13 protein-coding genes and 2 pseudogenes are annotated in these 18527 nt (G+C 46.5%); 3 read left to right on the plus strand and 12 right to left on the minus strand.

Going from position 1 to position 18527, the window contains the following annotated elements:
• Positions 1-216 precede the first annotated feature (216 nt).
• Positions 217-738 carry a hypothetical protein gene (locus MGMO_RS09645; RefSeq protein WP_023494868.1) on the plus strand — a complete coding sequence of 174 codons (522 nt, stop codon included), beginning with the start codon at positions 217-219 and terminating at the stop codon, positions 736-738.
• Between the two features lie 386 nt (positions 739-1124).
• Here the strand turns inward: MGMO_RS09645 and MGMO_RS09650 are convergent, their stop codons facing one another.
• The 9 genes from MGMO_RS09650 to MGMO_RS09690 all read right to left on the minus strand — a co-directional run bounded on the left by MGMO_RS09650 (position 1125) and on the right by MGMO_RS09690 (position 13346).
• Entirely contained in the window at positions 1125-1472 is a 348-nt protein-coding gene (locus MGMO_RS09650) for a hypothetical protein (protein WP_023494869.1), read from the minus strand.
• Positions 1473-1511: 39 nt separating this feature from the next.
• A complete protein-coding gene (locus MGMO_RS09655; protein WP_023494870.1) occupies positions 1512-1901 on the minus strand; it encodes a hypothetical protein in 390 nt (129 codons plus the stop codon).
• Positions 1883-2497 carry a hypothetical protein gene (locus MGMO_RS09660; protein WP_023494871.1) on the minus strand — a complete coding sequence of 205 codons (615 nt, stop codon included), beginning with the start codon at positions 2495-2497 and terminating at the stop codon, positions 1883-1885. The genes MGMO_RS09655 and MGMO_RS09660 overlap by 19 nt, the downstream gene beginning before the upstream one ends.
• The gene (locus MGMO_RS09665) at positions 2466-3725 is read right to left on the minus strand and encodes a YncE family protein (protein WP_023494872.1); all 1260 of its coding nucleotides are present in this window, start codon (positions 3723-3725) and stop codon (positions 2466-2468) included. The genes MGMO_RS09660 and MGMO_RS09665 overlap by 32 nt, the downstream gene beginning before the upstream one ends.
• 36 nt (positions 3726-3761) lie before the next feature.
• On the minus strand, positions 3762-3941 hold the full coding sequence (locus MGMO_RS19960; protein WP_023494873.1) for a hypothetical protein: 180 nt from the start codon (positions 3939-3941) through the stop codon (positions 3762-3764).
• A gap of 134 nt (positions 3942-4075) precedes the next feature.
• Positions 4076-7093, minus strand: coding sequence for a bifunctional YncE family protein/alkaline phosphatase family protein (locus MGMO_RS09675; RefSeq protein WP_023494874.1), 3018 nt, complete (start codon positions 7091-7093; stop codon positions 4076-4078).
• A gap of 211 nt (positions 7094-7304) precedes the next feature.
• A complete protein-coding gene (locus tag MGMO_RS09680) occupies positions 7305-8201 on the minus strand; it encodes an energy transducer TonB (RefSeq protein ID WP_023494875.1) in 897 nt (298 codons plus the stop codon).
• Between the two features lie 82 nt (positions 8202-8283).
• Positions 8284-10338, minus strand: coding sequence for a TonB-dependent receptor plug domain-containing protein (locus tag MGMO_RS09685; RefSeq protein WP_023494876.1), 2055 nt, complete (start codon positions 10336-10338; stop codon positions 8284-8286).
• An 83-nt stretch (positions 10339-10421) separates the two neighbouring features.
• Positions 10422-13346 (minus strand): bifunctional YncE family protein/alkaline phosphatase family protein, encoded by a 2925-nt coding sequence (locus tag MGMO_RS09690; RefSeq protein ID WP_023494877.1) that lies wholly within the window; start codon positions 13344-13346, stop codon positions 10422-10424.
• A gap of 676 nt (positions 13347-14022) precedes the next feature.
• On the opposite strand from MGMO_RS09690, the gene MGMO_RS09695 reads away from it, so the two are divergent.
• On the plus strand, positions 14023-15477 hold the full coding sequence (locus MGMO_RS09695; RefSeq protein ID WP_023494878.1) for an alkaline phosphatase PhoX: 1455 nt from the start codon (positions 14023-14025) through the stop codon (positions 15475-15477).
• 275 nt (positions 15478-15752) lie between these two features.
• Here MGMO_RS09695 and MGMO_RS21115 read toward each other — a convergent pair whose 3' ends face one another.
• Both MGMO_RS21115 and MGMO_RS09700 read right to left on the minus strand, forming a co-directional pair.
• The gene (locus MGMO_RS21115; protein WP_082458339.1) at positions 15753-15860 is read right to left on the minus strand and encodes a transposase; all 108 of its coding nucleotides are present in this window, start codon (positions 15858-15860) and stop codon (positions 15753-15755) included.
• 207 nt (positions 15861-16067) lie between these two features.
• Positions 16068-16283, minus strand: a pseudogene (locus MGMO_RS09700) (transposase); the annotation flags it as partial.
• A 156-nt stretch (positions 16284-16439) separates the two neighbouring features.
• On the opposite strand from MGMO_RS09700, the pseudogene MGMO_RS19010 reads away from it, so the two are divergent.
• A pseudogene (locus tag MGMO_RS19010) lies at positions 16440-17562 on the plus strand (IS3 family transposase); the annotation flags it as partial.
• Positions 17563-18194: 632 nt separating this feature from the next.
• Here MGMO_RS19010 and MGMO_RS19965 read toward each other — a convergent pair.
• Positions 18195-18527, minus strand: a 333-nt coding sequence (locus tag MGMO_RS19965; RefSeq protein ID WP_036307382.1) for a hypothetical protein, incomplete at its 5' end; no start/stop codon positions are given.

Consider the following 18527-nt stretch of genomic DNA (forward strand, 5'->3'; position numbering starts at 1 on the left):
CAATGCCAGGGCGGCTGCTAAAATTGGCTGAAGCTTATTGGTAATCAGATTAAATTATGATTATAACCCTATGTTCATAATATTAATACTTATTGGGATTGGTATTATACACGTACAAAACGTATTGTTCTTATCGTTCGTAAAAACGCATACAAATAACATGAATTACACAAATCATGTAAAATTGTTAATAATCAACAATATATTGATTACCGCATGTTCAGTTTCAAAAACGATTTTTTCCCTGAAAGCCGCTTGCAGCAAGGCTTACAGAGGAAGCTGGGTACAAACCGTTCTTTAGGTCAAAAGACCCCATTATGCAAAACCTGCGGGGGCGTAAAAGGTGATCCTTTCCAAGGTATTGAATGGAATGGCCAGACGATTTCGGTAAGTAACTGGGGCGGTTCAAGATACACTTGGGACGAAACCTGGAAAATTGCCAAAAAGCGCAACGAATGGAAGCTTATAGGCTGGGATCATGGCACCATGGATGGATTGACCTTGTCGACTTGGACGGAATCCGTTAACACGCTTACACGGAAAGCTATCGCTACCTATCAGCCGGGCAATACCGCAGATTGTGAAGAAGTGGCCGATAAAGCCAAGGATTGCATAAATGGCAAGCCAAAGGCTAAAACGCTTAAATGCAATATAAAGTTGGATTCAACCATGAGTGAAATAAGCCGGATTTCCAAGTTGCGGGAACAACCTTTTGTTTGTGGCTTGAAAATACCGTAATAATTACGCTGGTTTATCGCTAAAGCACTATAATCGGTTTACATTGGCGTTTGACAGAAGCTACAGTTATTTTCATATTATTCAAGTAATTAAAGCCATTCTATACCATTAGTTTCTACTTCTCCAAAGGAGACTGTGGCTCAAATCAACCAGCGCCGTGAAGACCGACCCATAGCGGTCATTTTTGTGCAAGGTTTTAGTTTCTCAATAACGGACATTTAATTCGAGAAAGAAATTCTCGTAAAATTTTACTCGTCAATGTTCTTATTTGACTATGATAACAAGCGGAACAGAAGCCTTTGATCGAGTTACATTTAATTTTACAAAGAAATTTCTCATAAAACTAATAAAAATACTTAGCAGCTAAACACCACTGTCAACTCACTTCATTTTGGGTACGGAATATTGCCCTTTAAACCTTCCCATAATACCCGGTTAAATTTTTCCGCATTCAGATTATCCACTTTTTTGAAATTCTGGTCTTGGGTTTTTTCTTCCCAATAGGCTGCATCATGCGTAGGAGAGCTGTAAGCCTTAGCGTTTGATGTGGTCAAGCTGGCAGTAGCTGGTTTTACTGGCAGTGGGAGATCCGTACTAAACAAGATTTCTGGCAAAATAGCCTTATAGCTCCATTTTTTATCCGCTTTGGAAAATACATCCGCCATCGGTTCAGCTAACTCGACTTGTAACCCCATTGGTTCAATACCAAGAACATCAACAATGGTGCGTAACATATTGACTGTCGTATAGCGTTTGGAGATGACCGCGCCTTTTTAAACATAAGGGCCAACAACGTATGCGATAGAACGTTGCGCATCAACGTGGTCAAGACCGTCTTGGGTGTCGTCTTCAATAACAAAGATCAAGGTGTCATCCTTAAACTGGCTATTCGCCACTTTTTCGGTTATTAATCCCAAGGCATAATCGTTATCTGCCATTTGTGTTTCCGGTGTGTTTACGCCATCCAATGCCCCGCCGAATTCACCGAAATGGTCGTGGGGCAATTCCACTAACATCAAATTAGTTAATTCACCTTTCTTGGCATATTGGTCAAATTCCCGCTCCCATTCTTTGAAACGCCAGTAATCCGGAAGCTTCATGTCGTATTCGCGGTAATAAATGTCCGAGACATCCTTAAGCCCAGTTACGGCAGGGTGGAACACTTGCACCCCTCTTTAGCAGGTTCGCGTAGCAAAGGCGGCAAACCTTCGCCTTCACCAAGATAATTGAGAGTCCAGTCGCCGTAGAACGCATAGTTACGGACGGTTAATCCGGCTTTTTGGGCGACATCCCATAAATAACCCTTACCTTCTTCGCCTTCCGGCCCATCAAGCCCTGCAGAATCCGCAGTGCCCGGTAACAAGTCTTCGTCATTTGCGACTAGCTTATTTGCCACCTGACGTTCCGCTAAGGTTTCTTGACTAACGTTGATATTCCGGCTCATGCTTTCATAGTCGTAAGTATAACCACGTCCGGCATAGTTCACGGTAATTGTTTTTTCGGAAATATCGCTGGTGCGTCCGGCGGTACTCCACACCCAACCATCGCCGCTGACAGCGCCGCTAACCAAGGTATTGTCAAGGGTCACGAAATTTCTGGCTAAAGCATGATGGTTGGGAGAAATGGGCTCGGGGAACATATTGAATTCGGGATAGCCATTACCTTTTTCCATATCACCTAGAATCTGGTCATAAGTGCGGTTTTCCTTGACGATGTAAATAACGTGTTTAATGCGCGAACGCAAAAAACCATCTGTCATGATTGTTTTCGTGTCCCTTATCATATGCCCAATTATTTGCCAAAACTTGTTCGGTCAAGCTTTTCAGGACTTTTTGCCCCGGTACAGGCAGGCTCAATAAGCCGCCATGACGCATTTGCAGGACGTATTGGTTGGTGTTATAGCCGCTATCCGTACAATTGGCTTCTGGTGTAATTGAACTGCATTTTTGCGGATTTGGCCCCGCAGTGGAAAGCGCATTGATCACATACAAGTGTCCACCTTTTGCATCCAAACTGACGGAACTTGGGTACCAGCCGGTTGGTATTAGCCCCAGCAATCGGGGATTCTTGTCTTTGCTATTGTTTTCTTTATCTTGATTACCATCTAAACTAAACACGGATAATGAATTGGTACCACCCATCGTGACGTAGAGACGGCTTTCATCCGGCGATAAAGCAAGGCTGTTGGGATGGCTGCCGGTATAACGCGGGCCATTCTCAAACCCGAAAGGTTTGTTGACATCAAGGCTCATCAAGATTTTGTCGTTTTGGGTGTTGAACACCGCGACCTTATCGCTATTGTCAAGCGCGACAAACAAACGCTTCTGGCTTCGATCCAAAATCATCCGCCCCGGATTTCCAGTGACCGGAATGCGCTGGGTTATTTTCAATTGGTCTCCCGTTAAATCAAGTACGACCAGTTCGCGGTCGCGGAGGCTTGAAACATAGGCTTTACCGTTGCCTTTAATGACAACCCAATTAGGGAATTCGCCACCCGGAACACCTGTTTTTGTCGGATTATTTTTTCCGGGACGTAAGTCCAGTTCGGCGATTTCCTTACGATTGCTAAGATCAACTAAGCTTACAGAATCGTTTGACAGGTTTGTTACCAATAAGCGGGTGCCGTCCTGGTTCACGCCTAAGCCAGCGGCCATCGGCGAATTGCCGATACCCAGCCCTGCCGAATGGCGCAATGCAATCGGTTCACCGAATTCAGCCCATTGAGTGCCGTTGTGTTGATAACTATGGACATTATCGTTAAGGCCGCCGGAGACATAAAATTCCTTTCCGTTTGGATTCCAAGCCATTCCCATAAAAGTATTAGGTACTTTGATGGCTTGCGTTTTTACGGGCTTGCCTTTGGAAATGTCATAGATAAAGACAAACTCATCGAAGCTAAGTGTATTAAAATCCTTATCGTGCCACCAGTTATAACCGCTGGTCAGTACTAACAGGGTTTTACCATCTGGGCTGACGCTGGTCGTCACCCCTTGTCCGGCTCGGAACTCAGGTGCTGTTGGAATTTACGGATCTAATACTTCAAAGATAGAACCCAGTGCAGCGGTTGGTGTAATGCGGGCACCAGTTGAAATAGGTTGTCCTTTTAATAAAGAAGTTTTTAAGTCATTATCTGCTAACGCATATGGAGTCTCGCCGAGTAAGCATGCCGACAAGCCGAATATCACAAATGACTTTTTGATCATGGCATAGGGGAATGGTCATTAGCATATCTCCCCAGAATTATTAATTAGGTTTTTAATATTGATGCGGAAACTGGCATCACTGAGTGAAAAGAGGGCGGATAATCCGCCCTCCGATCAGGTTTAAACAATGACGATTAATTTGCTTTCTTTCGTGGTAAGCCTTCCGACTTCATAATAGCGTTACGCAGTTTGACTTCATCAAGATCAGGCCTGCTGAAATCAATGTCGTTGCTTAATGCCACCCAGAGTGGTTTTGCCGCTTTAGCAAACAGGACGGGTTGATAGTTGTAAGGCGTGAAGTCCGGCTTGCCGGTGAAGAAATCACGCAGGTCGGTCGCCGCCGCGTCATATTGGTTCAGCGGAGGCAGGCCAAAGACGAGGTCAATTGTCTTGAAAATACTGGAAAGACTGGTATGGGTCTTGCTGACATATTGCCGATTTGCCCAAGGGCTGATCACCATGAAAATTGAACGATGGCCTTCCACATGGTCGAAACCGTTTTGGGTGTCGTCTTCCATCACGAAAATCACGGTATCTTTCCAGCACGGGCTGTGTGAAACCAAATCAACCGTCATCCCTAAGGCGGCGTCGTTGTCTTGGACATAACGTTTAAAGTCCCAGGCCGGACCATTAGGATTGATGTGGTTGGCGCCACCGCCGTGGTCGTTCGGGTAATATAAATCCACGAATGAGGGGAGCTTGCACTCGCCGGTTTTCTTATCCACAAAGCGGTCTTCGAAGACTTGTTTAAAACGTCCATAACGGCTGAAACGGGTTGGGTCTTCAGGCAGAGGTGCATCAGGGATACGGGTGTTGTAAGTCGGGAACAAGTGATCCGAATTGTCGCGCACCACTTTTTCCATTGGTACATTGGCTTTTTCGCGGGCTCCGGTAGGTTCCGTTCCAAAAGGCTCTGAAATCAACGCAAACTCGAAGCCATTGCCAAAGTTGATGAACGACTTGTTGTGGCGTTTTAGGTGCATATAAATGCCGCCATGTTGGTTGTAATCGTTGGGTTCGGGCGAGGCATTAGCATCGGTAAACCCTTTACGGCCTGGGTATTGTGCATTCACTTCTGGATCATCGCCTGCCTCACTTCTTCTGCCGCCGTAGTCCGCCGGCCAGTGGGTTTCCTCAAACTCGGCGGTGTAAGTGTTGGTCAACCAACGATGTCCGTCTGACGATACGGCGGGTTCTAGAAAGAAGTTGTCGCTAAAGCCAAAACTCAAAGCGAGTTCATGATGGTTGGGGCTGGCATCATAACCCAGTGCGAAACTGGGTTCGCTGTTGACTGGTACGCCCTTGCGTGTTGCGGTAATGTCGCCGAAAATCAAATCGTGCGTGGCGTTCTCCTTATTCAAGAAAATGACATGCTTGATTTGCCTGCTGGCTTCACCTGCTTTGCTTGGGATAGGGTTGCCCTTGTCCGCAACGATGCGCTGTTCGACAAAGCCGTTATTGGCGTAGACCCGTTGCGTAAAAGAGGCCAACTTTCCTGCATCAGGAATTGGGATAATATTGACTGTTCCAAAGGTAGTATGTTTTGGCGATCCATCAGGGTTTCCGGGCGGGTCAACCAGGTTAGGTGTTGCACCACGACCGCTTGCATTCGCGACATAAAGCGTTTTCCCATCGGCACTTACCGCGACGCTGCTGGGCCACCAGCCCGTAGGAATATGACCAACCAATTTTCCGGATTTGCCTTCAAGACGGACTACACCAACCGCATTAACACCAGCTTCAGCCACATAAAGCGTTTTTTGATCGGGGCTTATCGCTAAAGCAACTGGCTGCACTCCCTTGATCTTACGGTATTCGCCGTTTAGTAATGATAGTTTAATGCGCCCAAGCTCCTTATAAGTCAATGGATGCAGCACAGAAATACTGTCATTATTACCGTTGGCAACATAAACTGCATCAGGCCCTATGGCAATCGAATTAGGATGGCTACCGCTGTAGGTCGAAATACCATCTTCTTTTTCGCCGACCAATGGCCCAGGTTTCACGATATTCGTTACCTTGGGCGTAGCTGGCGAGCTTACATCCAGCACATAAAGTGAAGAAGATTTTTGATCGTTCGGGCTACCGAGTCCTGGCACTGTGTAAGTCTGGTCTGCTTGGACATAACCGCAGCGGATGCCTTCAGAATCGCGTAGGCTGGTCGGAAGATTGCGTGGATCAATTTTTTTGATCTTTATCGTGCGGTCATTTTTGGTTTCGTCCGGATAACCAGCGCCTGGGTAACACAGCGGATAATCAGCGCTATCGTTGCCTACCGGGTTGGCGGGACGTAATTGGGAGTATTCAAAGATGCCGACATGGCTGACAAACAAGGTATCACCATCAGGTGACAGTTTAATGCCGAATGGATAACGCCCCACCTTTATGCTCGATAAGACGGCATCAAAGTTATCGGGATGTAATAGGTCGCCACTGTCATTTACGCCAGTCTCGATTTTAGCGGTGTCAATCACATGCACTTTAAAGCTGGCTTGATCGACAACATATAAGTAATTGCCGTCAGCAGAAACTGTTAACTGTCCGGGATAAGCGCCATCGAAACGATTAGGTGGCGGGGTTTCATTGCCGACTTTAAGCGGGTCGCCTGGATTTGCTACCAGCGACTTACCTTCGCCGTTCAGGTTTACTGAGCCTATAATCTGTCCCGCAACGGCATCGCCAACCCAAATATTACCGTTTTGGCCGCCGCCGACATAGAAACGCTTGCTGTCGGGCGAGAAAACGACACCAAGAAAAGTGGCGTCTAGATTGACCCGTTTGATTGAAGGCGTAGCAGAGGCGATGTCATTGATTAAGGTTACACTGAAACGCGAAGCCCCGCTGTTAACAGTAGCCAGTTTCTTGCCGTCAGGCGACAAGGCCAAACCGAAGGGCTTGGGCGCATCGACATTCACCTCTACGCCAGCTGGCGTTAACAACCGACCATTGGGAATGACCGCCGCACTTAAACCGTCTATAGTGGTTTGCTGGGTTGCGGGCAAATTATTGGCGGGTGCGCGGAATTTGGTGAAATCGTTTGTTCTTTCGTTATGGTCATCGTCCGCATTGACTATACCAACACAGCAGGTTGCAGCTATAGCCAAAGCCAGAACGTGACGATTCAAGTTTATGGTTTTATTCTGGGATTTCATTGATCGGGTCTCCTTTAGATCGAGTGGGGAAATAGTTATTTATTCTTGGTATATCTCCGTCCTGGCCTATAACCGAGCGATAATATCCAAGCACCAGTTTTAGTATGAGACTGACTTAAAGTATCTAAATACCATGAATCTTTGATGACGAGATTGTGATGGTAATATGACAACTAATGAGCGCTTTTTTGAGTAACCGCTACTTCGCTACCTAATTCAATTCAAACCTGAACGAATATTGATACCATTGGTTGAGCGCTTGGCTTTCTGTCGCTTTGAAGCGCCAAAACTGGAGCGCTTTAATTGCGGCTAAATCCAAGTCGCGATGTCCTGAGCTTTTTGAGACCTGGGGTTCGATAACGTGCCCTTGATCCGAAATCTTGAATTTCAGGATGGTTTTGCCAGTGCGTTCTTCCCATCGTGCTTCCTCTGGATAATCGGGCTGCCTTGACTTCATCAAAGGGGGCAATGACGTTGAAATTCCTCTGGAATAATTTGTTAATTGTGCAGGGATAAGCTGTGGCTTAGAAATGCCAGAATGGCTGTTGGCGGCAAACTGGTTATCACTTTTTGAGTTAGGTTGACGCCAATCTGTTGTGGGTGAGGATGTCTGTGTGACTAATGGAGCTGAGTGATCGGGAATGATCGATTTTTTATATAACTCGTTATCTTGATAGCTTTTTTTACTGTGCAATACATCCGGCTTCTCTACTGGTTTTGTTTTTATTTCATTTAAAACTTTGTTCTTAGCTATCTTATTGTTTTTTTGTTCGAAAAATTTTTTATGTGGCGTTGCTTGTTTTTGTGGTTGTATGGGTTTTAGGGGGTAATCGGGTTCAAGTTTTTTAAAGTTTGGCAGGGCTTGCACGACAGGCTTGCTTGCGATAGCAAAATCGCCCTGAGTAATGTCTGCTTGATCTGAATGTTCTGATTTTAATGATACCTCTATGGTTTTTATCTTAGCTGTCTCCGGTTGAATCGGGCTTATTTTTTGGTTTTGATCAGCAAAGAAAGCATCAGCTAAAAAAATGATGGCAATTCCGTGCAAAGCTATCGACGCGGTCAATGCTGTTGGGGTCAATAAAGAAGAATTCATCTCAAAATTCATAGCACGTTCCTAATTTTAAGAAAGCTGCCTGAATGGATTCCGGTTTTTTTCGACCTGAACCGGAATCACGGCTGTTAACTAACTAAAACTTGATGGAATAACTCGCCACTACGCTCCGTCCTGGCGCAAACAAGCCAGAGCCGTGGGTTTTGTATTGTTCGTCAAACATATTTTCAAAAGTAATCGACAAGGTTTCGTTCTTCGTTCGTTTGAAACCCGACTTCAGGCTAAACACGACATAGCCTGGGGTACCGCCTTCTGGAATCCGTAGGTCGCTTTTATCGCCATCGGACAGTTCGTCTTGCTTGTTGGCGATGAATGAATCCAATTCGACCCAGAATTGCGGATTGTGGGTGTAGCGCAATTGCCATGCGCCATTCAGTGGCGGTATTCTCCTTATAGGTACTTCTTTGTTGTCACGGCCTTGTGTCCAGGCGATTGTGCCGCTAAGCCGCCAGTGCGGATTAAAATCATAATGAAACCCGCCCTCAATGCCCTGAATTGTGGCCTCGTTGACATTGCGCCGCTGCTTTACGGGTTCTCCCAAAGCATCTAACGTGTCTACCCGGTCGATCAGGTTTTCATAATCAGCATAGAAATAGTGAATGTCAGCAGACATCTTCTCGTCCAAATATTTAAAGCCGACTTCATAATTGACGGACTCTTCGGGTTTTAGTCCGGTGTTAGGAATCTCGGAGGTAAAATCCACCCGCCCGAAAAAATCCTCCATGTTCGGTGCACGGAATCCCTCTGAAACACCTGCGATAAAATTAAGATTAGGGGTGATTTTGTATAAACCTTGCAAGCTGCCGGTAAATTGGTCGACATCCAGAGCTAAGCTCCGTTTGCCTTCGGTCGGATGGTCTAAAGCGCCCTCGGCGGAGAATTGGCTGTAACGACCGCCTAAGATAAAGTTTAAGCGATCGGTGACATCAAATTCATCCTGCACAAACAAACCGAAATTATCATAAGTCGCTCCATCTGGTACGCCGGGTTTACTTACAGAGATCAAACCTGTATTTAAGTTAATACTGTGCTTTCGGGTGTCGTAATCGTCATGGTAAAACTCTGCCCCGTAGGTAACCCGGTGGGTATTGTCGAACAACGAATTGGTCAGTTGCAACGTTGTCCCTAGGGTGCCGACTTCCGTGAGTTCCCGGGTTTCAGTCGGTAAATTGTCGATGATTTCCTCGCCCTCGACTTGGCTGTTGTAGGAAATATTAAATTTGAGGTCGTCAAACCAACTGAGGTTGCTGTCGTGGTATTCAATATAAGTAAACGCCCGCTCTTGCGGTTGGTAGTTGAATTGGAGCTTACCGCCCAAGGTCACTTCATTGGTCTTTGGGACATCCAATTGGTTTAAATATTGGAAGCCCAGTTGCAATTCCGTCCCCGGTTGAAATTGGTAATTGAGCTTCATATTGCCGTCGTACTGGCGATAGCCGCTCGGCACTTGTTGCCCGGTATCACCGCCGCCAAGCAAATCGTCATAACTTTTGGCGGAACCGCCGACCAGCCACCCGAAATTTTCCCAATTGCCTTCGCCTTGCAGATGGGTGGCATAACCGCCTCCAATATCCGCATAAGAAGTACCGGCGGTAGCGCTGTCGTAAGTGGCGTTGGCGAGACCTTCAATACCAAACGGATCAAGAAAATCCGTCCGTTTTTTGGTGATGATATTGACGACACCACCCAACGCATCGCTGCCGTACATGACCGAACTTGGGCCACGGACGACTTCGACCCGTTCGATGCTGTTCTGGTCGATCGTATTCAAATATTGATGTGGACCGAAACGGTAAAATGAATTATTCAAGCGCATTCCGTCCACCAAAACTAAAACTTGTTTACCCGTTAATCCGCGTATGAAGGGCGAACCGCCGCCAAGATTCGTTTTTTGGATATAAACGCCTTCGGCATTACGGAATAAATCCGGCGTTGCCGTGACATTGGCTTCGTCAATTTGCTTGTCGTTAATAATGGTAACGGCTTGAGGGGTGTTAAACACTTCCCGCTCAATCCGGGTCGAAGTTACGACGACTTCAGGGATTTTTTCATCTGCAAGAAGGGCTAAAGGCAATGACAAGACGGCGTTCACACTGAAGCAAATAACTGTTTTTATTCTTATCTTTCTCATATCGGGTGGCTTTATTTTTTTCTACTAACCCAAAAGCGCCGACCCCAATAGTCGGCGCTTTCATCCTTAAGATTTAAGGCAATTTACCGACTAGCGACCAAACTGCCGCATTGGCCTTGCAAAGCCGATTGATATTTCGCCAATAAAGCTGGACGGTTGTTCCGTAAATCTTCACCGCTACGATGTCTTGGATACGGCACATTTTCTCCCTTTAAACCAGCCCATAAGGCCCGGTTAAATTGGGCTACATCAAGTTTGTCTTCGATGTCGAAGTTTTGACCTGCCATCTTGTCTGACCAGTAACTTGCTGTTTGCAGGTAAGGTGAATTGCATTTCGCATTCTTAAGGTTATCTGCGGAAACAATAGGTTCAGGCAATGGCAAGCGGGTGGAGTAAAGGACTTCCGGCACTTCTGCTTTATATGTCCAATTTTTTTGCTTGAGGTCGAAGACATCCATGAATTCGGACAAGCCGTCATTCAGACCCATCGGCTCCAAACCCAAGATTTCGGACATCGTATGCAAAAAGCTGACGGTGGTATAAGGCTTTGAGATAAGCGCGCCATGTTTGATATAAGGCCCCACGATATAGGCAATGCTGCGGTGTGGGTCGACATGGTCGCCGCCATTTTGGGCATCGTCTTCTACGATAAAGACCAACGTGTCGTCCTTGAATGGGCTGTTGGCGATTTTTTCGACTACTAAGCCTGTGGCGTAGTCGTTATCGGCCATCTGGGTTTCAACCGTATTAACGCCGAATTTCGCCGTGGAAAAGTTGCCGAAATGGTCGTGCGGGAAACGGATGAATGTCAGGTTTGGCAATTTACCTTTATCTGAATATTGATCGAATTCACGTTCCCATTCTTTGTACAGATAGAAGTCAGAATTATCCTGATCGTAACCGCGGAAATATTCGTCGGTATAAGGCGCTAAAGCCTGTTTAAGAGGCACAGACTGCTTTAAGCCCGCCGCGAAAGGGTTGGCTGCTTTATCTTCAGGTAATGCCCTAAAGCCCGGCAGGTTACCGACATAGAAGCCATAGTTACGGATTGTTAAGCCTTTTCGTAACGCGGTATTCCATAAGTACCCGCCGTTTTCTTCGCCGCCAGAGGAATCCGGCGCGGCTATATCGGCTGTTCCCGCCAACATATCGGGGTCAGTATTGGCTGGGTTTGTTGCCTTACGTTCCTCAATAGTTGCTTGCGAAACATTGATGTTACGGTTACCGCCTTCCCAATCGTAAGATAACCCTCGGCCTGCATAATTGACCGGCTGGGTTTTTTCGATCGAGTCGTTGGTCCTGGCCGCCGTGCTCCAATTCCAGCCTACTCCGGATGTTTCGCCGCTGTCATAAAAATTGTCCATCGTGAAGAAATCCAACGCCATTTTTCTATGGTTTGGGCTAAACGGTGCCATGATTGCTAAGGAAGGGTCACCATTCCCGATAGCCAGGTCGCCCAACACTTGGTCATAAGTGCGGTTTTCTTTGACGATATAAACGACATGCTTGATTTTATTGCGCAAGAACTTAGCCATTTTTTCGGCGTTTTCATTATCCTTTCTGATTGGAAAATTGCTGTTCTTGGCGACTTGCCAGGTCAATTGCGCCAGCTGACCGGGATTAGGCAACGGCATGCTCAAAAATCCTGCTTTTTCCAGTTGCCAAACATACTGGTTGGCGGCATCACAGGCGTTTTGAGAACCAGGGGCAATCGACAAGGTATCCCTGCAACCCTCTGGATTAGGGCCGGCATTCCCTTTCGCATTGATGACATACAGCATTTTACCCTTCGCCATAACTGCGCTCGGATACCAGCCGGTTGGGATTAAGCCAACAACCTTACTGCGGTAAGAGTCGTCGTCGCCCTTGGATTTTTTAAGGTCATCTTTAGTTGGCATTTTGTTTGCCAACTGGATCACGGCCACTGAGTTAGTACCGCCATTGGTGACTAGCAAAGTAAGTTCGTCAGGCGTCAAAGCGACATTATTGGGGTTGGCGCCGCGCAAATCGTCTTTATTCCGGAATAAAAACTTAGGCGCGATGGTTTTGATGGTTTCAACTATGTGGTCAGTCTGCGTATCCAGCACGATGACTGAATCGTCATTATCGCTGGCGACATACAATTTTGACATCGCCTTGTTCATTGTCATTTTAGTAGGCTGGCCTTCAGTCTTGACGCGTTTCATCAAGCTGACTTCGTTGCCATTAATAGCAATGGCTAAGATTTCACGGTCACGTTGGCTACTGACATAAGCTTTATTGTCGCCCTTGAACTTCACTGCCAATGGATACGTGCCGCCTGCTTTCCCAACCAAGGCTGGATCGATTTTGCCCGGACGCAGGTCGAATTCATCGACTTCAGTACGGGATGCTAAATCGATCAGGCTGACCGAATCGTTATAAAAATTGGCGACTAGCAGTTGCGTGCCGCTGGCGTTAACCGATACACCGGCAGCCATAGGACGAACGCCAAGGCCTTCGCCTTTGTTGTTATGGCCTAGTGTGATGGGTGCCCCGTCCTCAGCAAACGTTGAACCTGTCAAGCGATAGACATGGACATTGTCATCAACGCCACCGCTAACATAAAATTCAGTGCCATTGGGATTCCAGGCGATGCCGTTAAAGGTATTGGGCACTTGCAGGACTTGTTTTTTAACCGGATTACCGCCGCTGATGTCGTAAATGAAAACATATTCATTCGATTCTGCTGGCGCATCTTGACCCGCCGCATCTGACATACGGTTAAAACCGCTGGTCAAAATTAGGAGTGTTTTCCCGTCGGGACTGGCCACCATATCGACGGCATGATCGGCCAGATAATCAGGGCGGCTTGGTAAATCGGGGTTTAACTTTTGTAACACCGCGCTTTGGGCGGCGGTTGGGGTTATTCTCATCCCTGTGGGTATAAATTCTGGTTGGGCAGCTTGGACATTAGCCAAGCAGATTGTAGCAATGATTGCTCCCAGGCAGGTTAGGCGATCCTTCAGCTTGAATGTGCAATTCTTCATCGTCTCCTCCTAAAAAAATAATGTTATGTATTGGGCTGGCGTTTTTGAACCAGCGGCTCAATCATGGAGGATTAATGTTGCATTACGTTGACAGAAAACTTACGGTAATGTGACAGCTACTACGATGGATTGGATTTATCCTAATAAAACATCGGCCAGTCATCGCATGGAGTTGAATGATAGTGCCGCTATTTTTGCGAAAGATTTTTCCGGACATCCTGCTTGAAAAATCGGCAAAAATCACGCGGCAGCATTGCCTTCGGCTGCCCCAGCCGTTCCCCCTTACGACTACGCTCAGGACAGGCTCTGCTAGACGCGTTTTATGCCCAACAGGGGCATAAAACTGGTTGCCCAATGACTCGACGCGATTCCGTGATGCTTTGCAATTCCACTCCGCAAAAAGCGCTACGTGGAATCGCCCAGCCCTATCGCTGCTGGGGACTAAAAATCTTCACTCCGCTATCGCTACGTTTCCAAGATTTTCAGCGTATGTGGTTTCAATTTTGACTGCTGTAAAAGAATTGTAATACCAATCAAGTATAAAAGATCTGCCAGTCCTTGGGTGGATAATAAATGCCCATGTGCTGGCAAATAACACATCCGCTTTAGTATAAGGAAATTACTAGGGGCTGGTTTTTGATTACAAATAACTATTTATAAGCTTTTGAGGTTTAAAATGAATAATAATCTACTTCGCACAAGACTTGCTCTCGCTATTGGCATGGCTCTGGCAAGCAATAGCGTATTTGCTGATGGTACGCGCTTTTCTGACTTCACGCCGTTATCGGCATCTGCAGGCCCAACCACCGATGAATCGGCTCCCATTACCCTAGGCAACCTTAACTTTAACCAAGTTTCTATTGCAGACCGCCATACACAAATGGATGCCGGCAAGCCCAACGGAACGAATGAACTTCTTAATCCTGCTGCATGGGATATGAATACCCTAAACGAAACAGGTCGCTATAAAGGCCGGTTCTTGTTTACTGTATTTGAGGGTGACATTGCGGGCATACAGCGCCACGACCTGAGAATGGGCGTGACCGACACTATCTGGCAAAGTCAATCAAACCATGAATCTTTCGACCCTTCTTTTTGGACGCCATGGGGTACATTTATCACAGCAGAAGAATCTTGGGAAACCGTGGCTACTGGACATACTGGCCCAAACGGACGCTTGTTTGAGATGAAAAACCCATTGACTGCGCCCGCAATACTTAACCCGCTTACGCCCGCCAGCAATGACGGCGCAAACTTAGTTCATCAGAATGTCATCCCACGGACCTCGCATGAAGGTATCCAATTCGATAAAGAGGGCAATATGTACTTCATCGATGAACTGGGCTTAGGTGGCTTAGAACCGGATGGCGGCAGCATCTACAAGTATGTCCCCAAAGCTAGGATGGCCAAGGTCTTGGCGGGCAAGGCAGATTATTTTGCCGCAGGCCAAACTTTCGTTCTCCGCGTCGGTGATGGCAATACCCCTAACGCCACTGGCGCTTATAACTGGGTAGCTATTACCGACGAAAATGGTGCAGGTTTACCTGGGGCGCTGACCTTTGTTGACCCATTGAATGGTGGAGTTACCTCCGTTGATGCCCGTAACACAACTAATCTAGCTGCATTCAAAGGCACAGGTTACCAGCGACCTGAAGATTTACAGATCCAAACTATTAGGGACAAAGAATACCTTTACGTGGCGACAACCACAACCGGCGAAGTCTATCGGCTTGACCTGAAAGCAAAGACTATTTCCGTCTTCGCCAACCAAAGCAGCATTGATTTGGCAACTGGGGTTGCGGTTGGTACCGCCTTGAGAAGCCCTGATAACTTGGCTCTCGATCATGACGGCAATATTTATATTGTTGAAGACCGTAACGGAGGCTCGGACGATGACATTTGGTTTGCTAAAGACTTGAATAAAGACGGCGACTTGCTGGATGCAGGCGAAGGCATAGGCCGTTGGGCTTCTAATGGCACACCAGGGTCAGAATTTAGTGGCCTGTATTTCGACCCTTTCAACAAACGCCGTGCCTGGGTTAACATCCAACATCCAACCAGCGGTAACGACCGGACAATCGAAATAACCATTCCTCATGAAAAGAATGAAAATGAAGGTGATGACGAATAACTCCCAATTGTAATCAGAAAGTAGTCTAACCGTTGAATGGATTTAAACGGTTAGACAATCATCTGCTGGACTTTAGCTGCGTTTGTTGGAGACCCTTTATTATAAATACTTAAGCTTAAGTTGCTGGTTGAGGATAATTATAGACGAAATAAGACAGACATATCACGTCCCCCAAAAGCGTGGGCTTGTCGGTTGTTAACGGTTCCAAGGACTACCATTGTTAAGTTCAGTGGTTATTTAAAATGCCCCATCATCCCACGGCCTTGCTCTTTCAATTATCCCACCGTTTCTGATACGGCATATTTCGGCGGGATTTGGATCAGCATATGGACATGGTTTTGCACCAAGCGGCCTCCCAGTACCTTGCTCAGCCACTGCCCCACAAGCTATATGAAACTCCGACCTCAATAATTTCCGTATCTTTTCTTACAATACTACTTCCTGTATTTGGGTACAAATACGGCGTTATATTTTGCAGCCCCATTTCGAAGGGCTTAAGCTTTCTTATGGCATGATGCGTCTCTTCTCGTTGTTCGGCTCGCCAAGCCCGAAGATCAACCAACATGTCTTTTTATAATAAAATTAAATGGCTATGCGCAAACTACAGGTTGAAAAATAACCTGCCGATGATTGACTGCCAGCCTTAATAACCGGTTCGGTATCTCCGCTTCCCAAAATCGTCTGTTTAACCGATAAGCGTATTCATCGAGATATTCCTGGACATATTTTCCGGAGATGCCGTGGTATGTGCCAAGCACAAAGGTCTTAAAATTGCTGATGACGACATGCACCAAAGACAGCCATTCGGTCGCCAATTATGACGGCGTCACTTTGGCGACATAATGGTGACCGCCCCCAAACTATTTAATGCCATGAAAGCATCGGTATGGATGGTGATGTAAGCTGGAAAGAATAGAGTCCAAAGTTTCGATAAAATGAGAAGAAACGGAGGACAAATGTAACGATTACCCAAAGGGGTTTGCAGCCCAGAATTTAGAGGTGAAGCCGTACGGTTTCGCCTGGAAAATAAATTAACAATAACTGAAATTGCTAATCCGCCTTTCGTTACCTAAAGGCGCTCTTAAAAATTGGGTTGCGGCAGCCCGTCAGTGAAAACTAGGGGAAGTCGGTAAAAGCCATAAACCCTTGAGTGGCCTGGAACTTGAACTGGCAAGACTAAAACGGGAACTGGCCGAAGTCAAAATGGTGGAGCGAGACCTGTTAAAAAAGTGCACGGCAACCTTCGTGAGGACGTCGGCGTGAAGGTTGGCCGGATTAAGGGATGGCGGAAAGATTATCCGGTAGCGGCATTGGGTCGGGTGCTTAAGGTTTCGGAAAGTGGCTAATATGCCTGGTTAGTGCGTCCACCTTCGCCACGAAACCGTGAAAATGCACGCCTGGAGCAAGAAACAAAAGCATCCCATCAAAGAACGCGTGAGACTTACGGCCCAAGCCGACTGCAGCATCTTCGTGGGTATTGGCCGAAGTAAGCGCATCCGTCGAAAGTTGGGTTTACGGTGCCAACAAAAGCGAAAGTTTAATGCGACGACCCATTCCAAACATACGTTGCCCGTTGCCCCTAACCTGTTGGCACGGGATTTTACTGTTCCAGCGCCCAACCAAGCTTGGGTGAGTGACATAACCTACATCCCAACGGCTGAAGGGTGGTTATTCCTGGTGGGACTTCCTTCGGTCGTACTTGGCAGGGATTAAAGACTTGTTTGGCGGCGAGTTGGTTGGTTACGTGCTGAATGAAAGAATGACCAAAGACCTCGTTATCCAAGCACTATTTCGTGCCGTCAGAAACCAAAAACCCAAGCCAGGATTGATCTTACATTCCGACCGTGGCAGCCAGTACTGTGCCTACCAAAAAGTACCTGTCCAGTTTGGCATGCGGCCATCCATGAGTCGTAAAGGTGATTGTTGGGGCAACTCCCTTATGGAAAGCTTTTGGGGTACGTTGAAAAATGAACGGGTACACCATAGAAATTAGCCAACTCGTCATCAGGCAAAACAGGAAATTGCCGAATATATAGAAGTTTTTTATTTGTGCCCCGTGGGTATAACCGACAACGTAAACAAGCGTGACTGGGGTTCTTGTCCCCTGTCGCTTTCACCAAGCAATAATTGAATAAACGAATGAATGTGGCTTAACGCTTTCAACTCCACTATTGCCAACACACATCAAAAGTGTTGACACTGTTTTGGCTGGACATTTAAGCGTCCGCTAAGGGCAGTTTGTAGGTCAGCTATTGGAAACTGTGAGAGTCCGGAGTTGGCCGAAATTGCCAGATCAAAGTCAAACGAAATTAAAATTTTCGAGTGGCTGCTATCGATATAGGCGGTCTTCTCCCTAATAATGGTCTTTGTAATCACAAACCTCATTTTTAGCCGCAGGATAGAATCGATTAAATTGAGAATTTCTAAAAGATAAAATCAATTAATCTGAGATGGAAAAGCCCGATAAGTGCAAGAATTGGCGTTTATGAAATCAAGAAACTACAGGTAAGTTTAGTCAAAATCTCTCCCATAACATAACAATTCTCTAATTGAGCCTGTTAATTAGTACTTTGTATCTGTAAGTGGAATTGAAATGCCAGAAGTTTATGGCTTACTGAATTTCTCTTTTAGTAATACCAGAAAAATTTAAGATAAACAATGGGCGGGATAAAAAAGCCCGTATGAACATACGGGCTTGTTAGCTTAAAAAATTAAACTTAATAGGTGTTGATTAACAACCCCATACGAAAAGCTGAACCACCGTCACGGTTGGCGTAGCGTTTTACCTTGATCGTATAAGTGCCGCTGACGCTAGGGGTGAAATTGACCACCTCGTAAGGGTTGTCCCAAGACAGGGAACCACCAACGTATGCGCCGGTTGGCCCATACACGCTCAAATCCAGGTCTTGGCCGATGGGGTGGGCGTCGCCCCGGTGGTCATAAGTGTAAGTGCCCCGGTTTTGCCAGGCAATGGCAACCCTTGCTTTCTTCCAAACATTGGATATCGTCACTTTTTTGGTGATATAACCATCGGATGAGCCATCGCCAGC

Origin of the sequence: Methyloglobulus morosus KoM1, assembly GCF_000496735.2 — a bacterium.
Taxonomy (GTDB): Bacteria; Pseudomonadota; Gammaproteobacteria; order Methylococcales; family Methylomonadaceae; genus Methyloglobulus; species Methyloglobulus morosus.